The sequence below is a fragment of the Croceicoccus hydrothermalis genome (genome assembly GCF_022378335.1).
Lineage (GTDB): Bacteria > Pseudomonadota > Alphaproteobacteria > Sphingomonadales > Sphingomonadaceae > Croceicoccus > Croceicoccus hydrothermalis.
Genome location: NZ_JAIQCI010000006.1, coordinates 156583 through 169383, shown reverse-complemented (window position 1 = coordinate 169383; position 12801 = coordinate 156583). Strand labels below are relative to the sequence as shown.

Sequence of the window (12801 nt, the reverse complement as noted above, 5' to 3'; positions counted from 1 at the left end):
GGTGTTTATCCTTCTGCGCGGATGCGTCGGCGGCGTGGTGGGGCATCGCCCTCATTCGGCGGGAACGGCGGTGGCGCGATTGCCGGGGAAACGCTCGCGGAACGCCTTCCACCCTTCGGTAAAGGGGTAGACCATCGTTTCGCGGATCGACATCGGACGTCCGCCTTCCATGCCGAGCAGTTCCGCCTCGCCATCGATGGCCGTGCCGAACATGCGGTCGATGATGATCCAGGTGGCCGAGTAATTGCTGCGGCTCGCCTCGTAATCCTGGGAATGGTGGACGCTGTGGTGTTCGGTCGTGTTGAAGAGGAAGCGCCACCAGTTCGGCGTGTTGAAGCGCACGTTGATATGCTGATAGATGGAGACGGCGATGCCGAGCGAGCCGGCAAGCAACGCGGCGCGCGGCAGGAAGTTGAAGAACCCGCCAATGCCGAGACCGATCAGGAACAGCTCGATCGGGTTGCCGACCGCGCCCTTGTTGATGTTGAGCTGTGTGATGTAGTGATGCGGCGCATGCGTCAGCCACAGCGGGAACCAGTTGTGCATGCCGCGATGCATCCAGTACTGCCCGAAATCGAAGATGAACGAGATCAGGAACGCCTGAAGCAGGAGGGGCAGGCCCATGAACCACAGGAACTTGTCCCATTCGAACACGCCTTGCACCGCCTCTGTCATGAAGCCTGAGCCGAAATAGCTGCCCGCGAGGCTGACCACGGTATAGCCGATGCCGACATAGAACAGATCGGTCGCCGCTTCCTTCCACGTCAGACGCCAGCTGGTGAAGCGCGGGCTCACCCATTCTAGCGCGAGCAGAAGCGCCTTGAACCCGATGCCGAGGTAGATCGCCGTTTCCGCCGTCGCGAGCCAATTGGGCGCATAATACCAGAACGCGATGAGCGCGAACAGCATGACCGGCTGAAACCAGGTGAACACGAATTGCTTGATCGGTCCACCCTCCACACGGGGGAGGTTTTCCCAGCCGATGGTAACCGGCGCTTCGGTGCCGATCATCCTGTTTCCTACGCGCGTTCCGTTCATGTCATCTACCTTGGTGACTGCAACTCATGGTGCCGTTTTCGCGTCCGGGGACAACGATGCGGCACTGCACAAATGGTAAAGGGAACAAGAGGCCGCGCGTAAGTGTTCAAATGACGTATGCCCCCGGTGCGTGCCTTTATCCGGCTAGGATGCGCATGGCATGGGCGGTCGCCGCCGCGCGGGTTTCCACGCCCAGTTTCGTGAACACCTGTTGCAGATGCTTGTTCACCGTCCGCGGACTGATCTCTAGGATTTCGCTTATCGTGCGGTTCGATTTGCCGCGCGTGACCCAGAGCAAGACCTCCGCCTCGCGAGGGGTGAGGGCGCCCTGTTTCTGGAGAAGGGCGGCCTCGGCCCCTTCGCGAATTTCGGTCAGGCGGACGAGGATCTCGCCTTTCTCCTCGCGTTCGCCTTCGCGGGCGCTTTCCATCGTGGCGAGTTCGATCTCGAACGTGCCGAAAGACACGCGGATCGAACGTCCGAGGTCGGAAGGATCGTGCAGCAATCGTGCCGCTGCGGCGCGCAATCCACCGGGGAGGCGCGAACGCTGCGTGTCCCAGTCAGGATCGACGAGCAGAAGCAGGCTTTCGGCCTGCGGCGTGCACCAAAGCAACGTGCCCTCGCTGTCGAGCGCGAGGACATGGCGGCCCGCCACGTCGAGCGCGCGCCGGGAACGATGCGACGCGCGCGCATTGGCAAGATGGACGCGGATGCGTGCCATCAATTCGTCCAGCACGACGGGCTTTCGCACATAATCGACGCCGCCACATTCCAGCGCCATGATCGCATGTTCAGGCTCGCTCAGCCCCGTCATGAAGATGACGGGCAGGTGGGCGAGGGCGGGGTCGCGCTTGATCCGGGCGGTTGTCTCGAAACCGTCCAGCCCCGGCATCACCGCGTCCATCAAAACGAGATCGGGTACCGTGTGGCCAAGCAGGTCGAGCGCGGCCTCCCCGCTTGTCGCGACGAGCGGCGTCATCCCCTCCTGATCGAGCATGTCGACAAGGAAGCGCAGCGCGTCCGGCGTATCGTCCACGACCAGGATCCGGTCGCGCCGCACTATCTCTTCCGTCATCGCGCGGCCCCTTCGGCGGCGATGCGGGCGAGGGCGGCAAGATCGAACGCGTCCAGCGCATCGCGCATCCGGCCGGTCAGCGCGGCGGCATCGGGCGCCAGTGCGGCAAAATCAGCGATCCGCGTGTCGAGCGCGCGAACATCGCCGCGCCGTGCGTCACGCTCGATCTGCGAAAGGCAGGATGCGGCGTCGGCTTCGGCTCCGGCTGCCGCGTTCGCATCCGATGACGGGGCGGCGGCGGGCGGTGTTCCGCCCGCGGCGGTCCATTCGATGCCGAGCTGCTGCGCCACGAGATCGAGCAGACTGCCAAAGTCGAAGGGTTTGAGGAGGAAACCGTCATTCGCGGCCCGGCCATCGCCGCCGCCGTCCAGTTCATGGGCATTGGCCGACACCATCACGATGCGCATAGCCCGCCCATGCCGCGCGCGCAGGATTTCGGCCGTCTCCCACCCCGTGCGGCCCGGCATGGATATGTCGAGCAGGACGAGCGCCGGCGGGCGGCGTTCGGCCATGGCGATCGCATCCTCGCCATTGGCCGCAACGGCGATGTCGAAGCCCAGCGGTTCGAGTAGCCCCTCCACCATTTCCGCCTGTTCTGCATCGTCATCGACGATGAGAATGCGGCGGCGCCCTTCGCCCTGTCCTGCATCGCTATAGCCGGCGATGCGGGCGGTTGGCGCCGGACCTGCCGGCGCCGAGGGCGGCTGCGACAGCATCATGCGCACCGTGAACCGGCTTCCCTCGCCGACCGTGCTTTCGACCGCGATATCGCCGCCCATCATATGCACCAGCGCGCGGGTAATCGACAGGCCCAGCCCCGCCCCCGGCGCGAGGGCGGCACGCGTTTCGTCGCCGCGTTCGAACGGATCGAAGACGCGGGCGCAATCCTCGGCCGGTATACCGACGCCGGTGTCGCGGACCTCAAAGCTGGCGATATCGCTGCGGTAATGCACCGCCAGGGTCACGGACCCTTCCTTCGTGAACTTGATCGCGTTCGACAACAGGTTGATCAGCACCTGACGCAGCCGTTTCGGATCCCCGCGCACGAATTCGGGCAGGCTGTCGGGCCGTTCAAGAATTAGCGAGATACCCCGCACACGGGCCTGCGGCTCGAACATGGCGATCATCTGGTCGAGCAGGGCGGGAAAGCGGATCGCGTCACGCTGAAGCCGCAGGACGCCGTTCTCCACCTGCGAAAGATCGAGCAGACCCTCGACCAGATTGGTCAGATGCTCGCAGCTGCGCCGGATGATCTGCGCCGCACGCATCGCATCGCGCCCCTCCTTGCGCTCCAGCAATTGGGCATGGCCGTAGATGGCATTGAGGGGCGAGCGGATTTCGTGGCTCAGGCTGGCGAGGAAGCGGCTCTTCGCCTCGTTCGCGGATTGCGCGCGGCGGACCTCCTGCGAGAGCCGGGCGTTTTCCGCCTCCAGCGCGGCTATCTTGCGCGATGGCGCATCATCGGTTGCGCCCACCGCCCGATCCGTCTCCTCCGAATGGCCGGTCATCGTCATCCCGCCAGCCTTAGCGCCCGCCGGACGGGAGGCAATCGCGGGTTATGCCGGAATGCCGGGGCCGTTTGCCCGGCTCCGGTACGGCCCGTGCGGCTGAAGGATGCCGGCGCCATTCAACCTTGCGCGATAAAGGCGCGCCAGCCGCCCAGATGCGTGATATCCTCCGCCCCGTCGAGCGCGCGCGGTTCCGCGACGAAACCCTTGACGCTGCTGCCATCGGAAAGCGTAACCGTCCCGATGGCGAGCGGGGCGGGAACCTCGGCGGTGAAGCTGCCGAAATGGGCCACGTCCATTTCGTAGATCTCGACCGGGATTTCGGCACCGTCCGCACTGAACGCGAGGGCGGGTTTGGGCGGCGTGCTGTCCGCCATGGCATATAGGCGATAGCTCGGCGCGGTGGTCGTCTCCGCGATGAATTGCGCATCGCGCGAGGTCAGCTGCCAGTGCAGCGGCATGTCCTTCAAGTGGGCGCCCACGACGGCCAGTTTCACACGTTCCACGATAGTCTCCTCGGCAAGGGGCGGGGGCGGCGGAAGCTTTGCCGCATCGAGATAGTCTTGCGCCGCGTCGATCAACGCGGCATCCGTATCCGCCGGACCGATCAGCGTGATGCCGAAGCCGGTGCGATTGGTGCGCGCACCCGCCGGCACCGCAATCGCCGCCATGTCGAGCAGGTTCACGAAATTGGTATAGAACCCCAGATTGCTGTTGAGCGCGACGGGCGCCGCCTGCAGTTCGCGCACCCGATACGTGGTGCCCGTGGTCGGGAAGGCGAGCATGTCGACATCGTTCCACATCATGTCGGCATGGCGTTTCAGTTCGGCCAGACGGTAGATGCCGTTCCACAATTCGACCGCGCCCATGTCGATACCGGCGCTCACCACCTCCCGCACGGTGGGGTCGATGGCATCGGGATCGTCCTGTAACAAGGAGCCGATGGCGGCGGTCCGCTCCGCCACCCAGGGCCCGCCGTAAAGCAGCCGCGCCGCCTCAAGCAAGGGCGCGATGTCGAGCTCGACAATGTCGGCATCCTGGCCGAGCGTTGCGAGCGCTCGTTCGTAAAGCGTTTCCGATTGCGCATCGCCGAAAAAGGCGCGCTGATCCCGGCGCGGGACGCCGATGCGCGACACGGCGATGTCGCGATGCGCCAGCGGTTTCGACCAGGGATCGCGCGGATCGAAACCCCCGATCACGGCATCGGCGAGACGCGCATCGGCAAGATCGTTGGCAAATACGGTGATGCAATCGACGCTGCGGCACGCGGGCACCAGCCCGTCGGTGCTCCACCGCCCCTTGGTCGGCTTGAACCCGATCAGATGGTTGAAGGCGGCGGGCACACGCCCGGACCCCGCCGTATCGGTGCCGAGCGCGATCGGCACCAGCCCCGCGGCGACGCAGATGGAGGAGCCGGAACTCGATCCGCCGCTCACATAATCGGGATTATAGGCGTTGCGCGGAATGCCATACGGGCTGCGCACGCCGACGAGGCCGGTCGCGAACTGATCGAGATTGGTCTTGCCGATGCAGATCGCGCCCGCCTGTTCGAGCCGGGCGACCGTTGTTGCGGAGCGTTCGGGGCGGTAGGCGAAAGCGGGGCAGGCCGCCGTTGTTTCGAGCCCCGTGACATCGATATTGTCCTTTGCCGCAAAGGGCACCCCGGCAAGCGGCAGGCTCTCGCCATCCGCGATGCGCGCGTCGATCCGTCGTGCGGCATCGCGCAGATCGCCTGGCGAACGCCGCGAGATCCAGATCGCCGGCTGCACCGCGTCGTAACGCTCGATCCCGGCGATCGTCTCTTCCATGATCGCGGCGGCGGTGCTCCTGCCGGTGGCGACGGCGTCGGCGATTTCGGTCGCGCTGCGTAGCGGGTCCGTCATGCTCATGCCTCCCGCCGCAGGGCGACCATCGGCGCGCCGGGGGTCAGCGCCTGGCGCTCCTCGACATAGATGGCCGCGATCGTGCCGCTCGCCGGGCTTTCGAACGGGCATTCCATCTTCATGGATTCGATGACGGCGATCACCTGACCCTCGGTCACGCTGTCGCCGGGGGATACGTTCATTTTCCACACGCTCCCGCCAAAGGGCGCTTCGATAAGCTCGGCCCCGTCGGGAACCTCGATCGCCGGGCCTGTGGCGCCAATGCCTGCCTCATCCTCGATCAGGTCGCTCACCCGGTCGAATTCGCCGGAGCGTTCCCATTCGGCACGCTCTGTATCGAAGGCGGCCTGCCTTGTTTCCTCGAACGCGGCGATGGACGCGGCATGTTCGGCAAGGAAGGCCCGATAATCGGCGAGGCGGAACTCCGAATGCTCGACCTCGATCGCGCGGCGTCCGTTGGGGAAATCGCGCCGCCATTCGGCCAGCTCGTCCGCATCCACCTTGAAAAAGCGGATCTGATCGAAAAAGCGCAGCAGCCACGGCTTTCCATCGACGAAGGCGTCGGTCTGGCGGTGGGTGTTCCACACCTGGATCGTGCGGCCGAAAAGCTGGTATCCGCCCGGTCCTTCCATGCCGTAAATGCACATGTAGGCCCCGCCGATCCCCACCACATTGGGCGGCGTCCACGTGCGGGCCGGATTGTATTTCGTCGTCACCAGCCTTTGCCGCGGATCGACCGGGGTCGCGACCGGCGCACCGAGATACACATCGCCCAACCCCATGACGAGATAGCTCGCATCGAAGATCAGCTTCTCCACCGCATCGGCATCGGGAAGCCCGTTGATGCGGCGGATGAACTCGATATTGTCGGGGCACCACGGCGCATCGTCGCGGACCGCGCCCATGTATTTCTCGACCGTCTCCTCGATCGCCGGGTCGCGCCAGCTCAGCGGGAGATGCACGATGCGCGAGGGCACGGTGAAATCCTCAAGATCGCCCAATGCTTCTTCTGCCGCGATGAGCGCGTCGAGCGCGCCTTGCTGATCCAGCGCACGCCCGTCGAAATGCAGTTGCAGCGAGCGAATGCCGGGCACGATGTCGATCACGCCGGGCAGCGCGCGCCGTTCGAGTTCCTCCATCAGCGCATGGACGCGAATGCGCAATTCGATGTCGAGCACGATGTCCCCGTATTCGACCAGGATATTGCGGTCGCCCTGCTGGCGATAGACGGTGCGGGGGCGGTGGCCCTGCGGCTCGATCGTGCCGAGAATGGGGGACAGCGCGGCGATGTCGGCGCCCGCATCGGGCGTCTCGTCGTGCGACAGGGAGAGGCGGTCGGCCTCCGCCGCATCCTCCACGGTGACGGGGACGAAGCGGACGGTATCGTCGGGCGAAAGCTGCCCGATTTTCCACCTGTCCGCTGCGATCACCGTGAAGGGACACACGAACCCGCCGAGCGACGGCCCGTCCGGTCCCAGGATGATCGGCATGTCGCCGGTAAAATCGACCGCACCGATGGCATAGGGATTGTCGTGAATGTTCGAGGGGTGCAGCCCGGCCTCGCCGCCGTCCTTGCGCGCCCATTCGGGTTTCGGCCCGACGAGCCGGACGCCGGTCCGGTTGCTGTTGTAATGCACCTGCCAGCGGGCATCGGCGATTTGCGCGATGTCGGCCTCGGTAAAGAAATCCGGCGCGCCATGCGGTCCGTAAAGCACGCGCAGCGACCATTGCGTGCCGAACGCCGGTTCGCCCGTCGGCTGACAAGGCGCGGCGATTGCAGCGCGTTCGAGGTGCAGCGTATCGCCCGCCAGCAGCTGCCGCGCGGCATGCCCGCCGAACTGTCCCAGGGCAAAGGTGCTCCGGCTGCCGAGATAGGCCGCGATGTCGAGCCCGCCTGCGAACAGCACATAGCCGCGCACGCCGCCCCCGCTCACCCGGCCAAGCGCGAGCGTCTGCCCCGCCGCGATGTCGAGCACCTCGCCGCGCGGCACCGGCTTTCCATCCAGCGTGGCGCCGAAATCCGCCCCCATGAGGCAGATGCGCGCATCCGCATTGAAGAGCAGCGTCGGCCCGCTCGCCGTCATTTCGAGGCCTGCCGTACCCTCCGCATTGCCGAGCATCAGATTGCCGAGCCGGAACGAACGGTCGTCCATCGGGCCGGAGGGCGGCACGCCGACGGACCAGTAACCCTCCCGGCCCGGCCAGTCCTGCACCGTGGTGGCGGTGCCGCCGCTGATCACGCGGAGGCTCGCCGGGCGATAGTCGATGGTCTCGAGCAGCTTGGTCGAAACCGTCCCGCGGCCGAAATGCCCGTCGCGCATCACGTCGCGCAGCCATCGCAGATTCGTCTCGATCCCGTCGATGCGCGTATCGTCGAGCGCATCCTGCATCGCGCCGATCGCCGCCTCGCGCGTGTCGGCGTGGACGATCATCTTGGCCAGCATGGGGTCGTACCACGCGCTGATCTCGCTCCCCGCCATGCACCAGCGTTCGACGCGCACGTCGTCCGGAAATTGAACGGCGGTCAGCGTGCCGACCGTGGGCCGGTAATCCATCGCGGGATCCTCGGCATAGAGGCGCACCTGTATCGCGTGGCCGTTTGCAACGGGGGTGGCGGCGTCCATGAACGCGAAATCGCCCTGTGCCCCCCGGATCATCCATTCGACGATGTCGATGCCCATCACCTCCTCGGTGACGCCATGCTCCACCTGAAGCCGGGTGTTCATTTCGAGGAAGAAGAACTCCTCCCGCTCCGCATCGAACAGGAACTCCACCGTGCCGGCCGAAAGATAATGCGCCGCCTCGCCCAGCCGGACCGCCGCACCGATCAGCTCCGCACGCTTGGCATCGGACAGGCACGGGGCGGGCGCTTCCTCCACCACTTTCTGATTGCGGCGCTGGAGCGAGCAGTCCCGCTCGCCCAATGGCGTGATGCGGCCCGCGCCATCGCCGAAGATCTGCACCTCGATATGGCGCGCGCGGCCGATGTATCGTTCGAGGAACACGCCTGCATCGCCGAAATTGCCCTGGCCGAGCCGTGCCACCGCGTCGAACCCGTCGCGCACCGCGGCCTCGTCCTCGCAAATGCGCATGCCGATCCCGCCGCCGCCCGCCGTCGCCTTCACGATAACGGGAAAGCCGATGTCGCGCGCGGCTGCGGCTGCTTCCTCCCGATCGGTGAGCAGGCCGGTGCCGGGGGCAAGCGGCACGCCGTGGCGCGCGGCGAGGTCGCGGGCGCTGTGCTTCAGGCCGAAGGTGCGGATATCGTCCGCCGTCGGCCCGATGAACACGATTCCCGCATCCTTGCACGCCTCGGCAAATTCGGTGCTTTCGGCGAGAAAGCCGTAACCGGGGTGTATCGCGCCCGCGCCGCTCTGGCGCGCGGCATCGATGATCGCGGGAATGGAAAGATAGCTTTGCGACGCGGCCCCCGGGCCGATGCAGATGGCATGGTCGGCCTTGGAGACATGGAGCGAACCTGCATCCGCCTCGGAATAGATCGCGACGGAGCGCAGCCCCATGCGGCGCAACGTACGGATGATGCGCGTGGCGATGGCGCCCCTGTTGGCGACGAGGACCGTATCGAAGCTCATGCCGAAACGATCATGCGGACGGGGGTGGGGTTGAACGCGTTGCACGGATTGTTGATCTGCGGACAATTGGACACCACCGCGATCACATCCATCTCGGCATGAAGATCGACGGTGAGGCCGGGCGCGGAGATGCCGTCGACGATGCCGAGCGCGCCATCATCTTCCACCGGCACGTTCATGAAGAAATTGATGTTTGACACCATGTCGCGCTTGCCCCGCCGTTCGGTGAGGTTCGCCTCCAGGAAATTCTCGACGCAGGCGTGTTGCGACTTGGTATGATGACCGTATCGCAACGTATTGGATTCGCACGAACAGGCGCCGCCGATGGTGTCATGATATTCGACCGAGGTATCGGTGATCGTCATCATCGGCCGCCCTTCGTTGGAGCGCAGCACGGTACCCTTGCGCAGGAACAGATTGCCCTGCGCGGCGACGGTGTCCTGCGCGCTGTAGCGTTCGGCGTCGTCCGCTTCGCTGTAGAGCAGGAAATCGACGGCCTGATTGCCCTCCACATCGACGATGCGAAGCGTCTGCCCGGCCTTGACATGGTGGAGCCAGGGCGCGCGGGCGGCGACGATTTCGTCATGCACGATCGGGCCGGGGAGGCCGGCAACATTCGGGTCGTTGCTCATGTCGGCAAGTCCTTCTTTCCAGCAGCGCCGTTCAGCGGCGGTAATAGTCTTCGACGTTCTGAAACGCGCGCAAGCCTTCGGGCGTGGCGTTGCGCACCGGATCGTCGGCAGCGGCGGGCGCGCCGCGCCATGCCGTCGCACGCAGCGGGGTCATGCTCCATTCCGCGCGCGGGTCGAGCACGTGGGGGCAGTTGGCGAGCACGACGATGACGTCCATTTCGGCGCGCAGGATGATCTCGCGCCCCTTCTCGAACGGGCCGACGAGCGGGGTGATCGTTCCGTCCTTCTCGATCCGCGTGCCCTTGAACAGGTTGACGCACGGGTGCACGTCCCGCCGCGTCAGCCCATGCTTGGCCGAGCCGAGGATGAGCCGGTCGCGCCCGTTGGGGGTGGGGCCGCTGTTGCGACCCTCGCCATATTTCGCGGCATTGGTAGCCGCGTTCGACGTGCCGCAGAACGCGTCATGCGTGCCGGCGCCATCCTCGATCAGGCTCATCAGCACACGGCCCATGTCGGAGAGCAGCAGCCGCCCCGGCGCGAGATAGGCGTTCCACTGCACCTTCACCGTATCGGCGACGTTCAGCCGTTCCGTCGGCATGTCCGCGTTGTAGAGCAGCATCGAGGCACAGGCATCGCCGCCAACGTCCACCAGCCGCAACCGCGTCCCGCGTTTCAGCACACGGGTCGCGTAACCGCCCGCCGCGATCGTTTCCTCCCACACCAGATCGCCTGTATCGACGCCATCGGGCAGGTCGTCTGCCACGGGCGGGATGATCGGCATGGCCTCCGCAACGGTTCCGGCCATGGCGCGGGCGTGGTCGCGCGCCGCCATCGGGTTGGCGAGATTGGTCGTCATACCTTCGCGTCCTTGTTTCGTGGTTTGCGGCCTTTTGCGGGCGCATCCGGCGTGTTGGCGGATGCGGCCCATTCAAGGGTGTCCAGTTCGTGCAGGGGCGGCAGCAGGGCGGTCGTCGTGACGAGCTGAAGCTGATTGATGCCGCGAATGCTGCGCAGCGCATCGCAAAGCTCCTCGAGCCGCATGGCGGGCCCCTGCACGAGCAACACCTCGAGCGACTGGTCATCTTCGAGGAAGACATGCTGCGAGGAGATAACTTCCTTCAGATAATCGGCCTGCGTCTCGGCGAGCTGTTGCCGCACGCGCCCGCGATTGCCGCGATAGACGAGGGTGATCGTGCCTGCGAGCATGTCGTCCGGGCGGAACTGCGCCTCGTGTTCCGCGAGCGCGTGGCGGATCAGCTCGGCGATAAGCTGAGAGCGGGAGGGAAGCCCGCGCTCCTCCACCATCATGTCGAGCTGGCGGAACAATTCGGCGGGCAGGCTCATGCTCAGACGCGCCAGATTGTTGGAATCGGAACTCATGCGACCTCTCTGTCAATTATTACGTTTGTTGTCAATCGTAATACCGCTGATTTCAGGCGGTGTCGGCTCCGTCGCGTTCCGGCTCTGATCCTCGAGCGCTGCCGGATCCTTTTTCGACAGTTCGAGGTCATAGACAGCCGTGGCACCAAAGCGGTGCGGCGCGTGCGGATCGTGGCGCCGCTTGTCGAGCGTGAGGACCCGCGTGCCGAGCGTGAACGCTTCCTTCAGGTCATGCGTCACCATGATCACGGTCAGCGCATATTCGTTCCACAGCCGGGTGATGAGCGCATGCATGTCCGCGCGGATACCGGGGTCGAGCGCGCCGAAAGGTTCGTCCAGCAACAGAATCCGCGGCCGCTTGATAAGTGCCTGCGCAATCGCCAGCCGCTGCTGCATCCCGCCCGACATTTCGGCGGGGTAGAGGTGCATCGCATCCTTCAGCCCCACGGCATCGAGCATCTCCTCTGCCTGGTCGCGCGCGGCACGCTTGCCAGCACCGAACAGGCGGGCGGCGAACGGCGCCTGTGCACATTCGAGGCCGAACATCACATTGCCCAGCGCGGAAAGATGCGCGAACACCGAATAGCGTTGGAACACGACCCCGCGATCCGGCCCGCATTCGGGGGCAAGCGCCTCTCCATCGAGGAGGATGGAGCCGCGGGTCGGACCCTCCTGACCCAGAATTACGCGCAGGAGGCTGCTCTTGCCCGCGCCCGAGGGACCGATGATCGACACGAAGGACCGGTCCGCAATGTCGAGCGAGACATTCTCCAGAACGATCTTGTCGCCATATTCGACCCAGATATTGCGGAGGCTCAGCAGCGCGCTCAATGTCCTGCTCCATGCGCCCAAGGGAACATGCGGCGGCTCGCCTGCGTCAGCAGCAGGTCCATCGTCACGGCGAGCAGTGCGATCCACGCCACATAGGGCAGGATGATGTCCATCGACAGATAGCGCCGCACGAGAAAGATCCGGTACCCAAGCCCCACATCCGCCGCGATCGCCTCCGCCGAAATCAGGAACACCCATGCCGGGCCGAGCGAGAGCCGCACCGCATGGATAAGCCGGGGCATCGCCTGCGGCAGGGCGACGCGGATCATCACCTGCCAGCTATTGGCGCCAAGCGTCTGCGCCTTGATGATCTGTTCGCGGGGCAGGGCGGCGATATGGGCGGCGATGTCGCGGATCATGAAGGGCGCGATGCCGATGACGATGAGCGCGACCTTCGCCGTTTCGCCGAGCCCGAACGCAATGAACAACACCGGCAGCAGCGCGATCGGCGGGATGACGGCAATGCCGGTCACCAGCGGGCCGAATGTCGCGCGCACCGGCGGCAGGATGCCGAGCACCAGCCCGGCCACAAGCGCCGACGCGGTCGAGATCGCAAGCCCGATGGCAAGCCGCGCGAGGCTCGCGAACGTATCGTCCCAGAACAGCCGCCCGCCCGAAAGCGGATCGCGTTCGAAGATCAGCGCCGCCATCGCGTCGAACATCTGCCCCGGTAACGGCAGGATCTTGTCCGCCGGGTTGATCGCGTGCCGGTCGGCGGCAAGGAGCAGGTAGAGCAACAGCAACAGCGCGATCGGCAACGCGCCCATGATGATCGCGTGCCCCCGGCCGAGCCGCCGATTGACCCACCGCATTAGTGGCGGACCCCCGTTACCTTGCGTGGCATAAGGCGCCGCGTCGTGA

Annotated in this window: 10 protein-coding genes; all 10 read right to left on the bottom strand. The window is 65.6% G+C overall.

What is annotated here, in order from left to right; all coding sequences use genetic code 11:
• Positions 1-51 precede the first annotated feature (51 nt).
• On the bottom strand, positions 52-1038 hold the full coding sequence (locus tag K4G67_RS06205; protein WP_239805516.1) for a sterol desaturase family protein: 987 nt from the start codon (positions 1036-1038) through the stop codon (positions 52-54).
• 136 nt (positions 1039-1174) lie between these two features.
• The gene (locus tag K4G67_RS06200) at positions 1175-2113 is read right to left on the bottom strand and encodes a response regulator transcription factor (RefSeq protein WP_239805515.1); all 939 of its coding nucleotides are present in this window, start codon (positions 2111-2113) and stop codon (positions 1175-1177) included.
• Positions 2110-3627, bottom strand: a complete 1518-nt coding sequence (locus K4G67_RS06195) for an ATP-binding response regulator (RefSeq protein WP_239805514.1) — start codon at positions 3625-3627, stop codon at positions 2110-2112. Before K4G67_RS06195 ends, K4G67_RS06200 begins: the two co-directional genes overlap by 4 nt.
• Positions 3628-3740: 113 nt before the next feature.
• Positions 3741-5504, bottom strand: coding sequence for an allophanate hydrolase (gene atzF / locus K4G67_RS06190; protein ID WP_420830006.1), 1764 nt, complete (start codon positions 5502-5504; stop codon positions 3741-3743).
• Positions 5505-5506: 2 nt separating this feature from the next.
• Complete coding sequence (gene uca, locus K4G67_RS06185; RefSeq protein ID WP_239805512.1) at positions 5507-9097, bottom strand: urea carboxylase; 3591 nt, start codon at positions 9095-9097, stop codon at positions 5507-5509.
• Positions 9094-9729 (bottom strand): urea amidolyase associated protein UAAP2, encoded by a 636-nt coding sequence (locus tag K4G67_RS06180; protein WP_239805511.1) that lies wholly within the window; start codon positions 9727-9729, stop codon positions 9094-9096. The genes uca and K4G67_RS06180 overlap by 4 nt, the downstream gene beginning before the upstream one ends.
• 31 nt (positions 9730-9760) lie before the next feature.
• Positions 9761-10585, bottom strand: a complete 825-nt coding sequence (locus tag K4G67_RS06175) for an urea amidolyase associated protein UAAP1 (protein WP_239805510.1) — start codon at positions 10583-10585, stop codon at positions 9761-9763.
• Positions 10582-11109: a CopG family ribbon-helix-helix protein gene (locus tag K4G67_RS06170; RefSeq protein WP_239805509.1), complete on the bottom strand. Its 528-nt coding sequence runs from the start codon at positions 11107-11109 to the stop codon at positions 10582-10584. The genes K4G67_RS06175 and K4G67_RS06170 overlap by 4 nt, the downstream gene beginning before the upstream one ends.
• A 12-nt stretch (positions 11110-11121) precedes the next feature.
• The gene (locus K4G67_RS06165) at positions 11122-11940 is read right to left on the bottom strand and encodes an ABC transporter ATP-binding protein (RefSeq protein ID WP_239805508.1); all 819 of its coding nucleotides are present in this window, start codon (positions 11938-11940) and stop codon (positions 11122-11124) included.
• A complete protein-coding gene (locus K4G67_RS06160) occupies positions 11937-12752 on the bottom strand; it encodes an ABC transporter permease (RefSeq protein WP_239805507.1) in 816 nt (271 codons plus the stop codon). Before K4G67_RS06160 ends, K4G67_RS06165 begins: the two co-directional genes overlap by 4 nt.
• Between the last annotated feature and the right edge of the window lie 49 nt (positions 12753-12801).

What these genes read in the sequence shown, in the direction of transcription:
- K4G67_RS06205 (WP_239805516.1), bottom strand. Translation starts at nt 1,038, where the DNA reads ATGAACGGAACGCGCGTAGGAAACAGGATGATCGGCACCGAAGCGCCG.
- K4G67_RS06195 (WP_239805514.1), bottom strand. Translation starts at nt 3,627, where the DNA reads ATGACGATGACCGGCCATTCGGAGGAGACGGATCGGGCGGTGGGCGCA.
- K4G67_RS06170 (WP_239805509.1), bottom strand. Translation starts at nt 11,109, where the DNA reads ATGAGTTCCGATTCCAACAATCTGGCGCGTCTGAGCATGAGCCTGCCC.
- uca (WP_239805512.1), bottom strand. Translation starts at nt 9,097, where the DNA reads ATGAGCTTCGATACGGTCCTCGTCGCCAACAGGGGCGCCATCGCCACG.
- K4G67_RS06200 (WP_239805515.1), bottom strand. Translation starts at nt 2,113, where the DNA reads ATGACGGAAGAGATAGTGCGGCGCGACCGGATCCTGGTCGTGGACGAT.
- K4G67_RS06175 (WP_239805510.1), bottom strand. Translation starts at nt 10,585, where the DNA reads ATGACGACCAATCTCGCCAACCCGATGGCGGCGCGCGACCACGCCCGC.
- atzF (WP_420830006.1), bottom strand. Translation starts at nt 5,504, where the DNA reads ATGACGGACCCGCTACGCAGCGCGACCGAAATCGCCGACGCCGTCGCC.
- K4G67_RS06160 (WP_239805507.1), bottom strand. Translation starts at nt 12,752, where the DNA reads ATGCGGTGGGTCAATCGGCGGCTCGGCCGGGGGCACGCGATCATCATG.
- K4G67_RS06180 (WP_239805511.1), bottom strand. Translation starts at nt 9,729, where the DNA reads ATGAGCAACGACCCGAATGTTGCCGGCCTCCCCGGCCCGATCGTGCAT.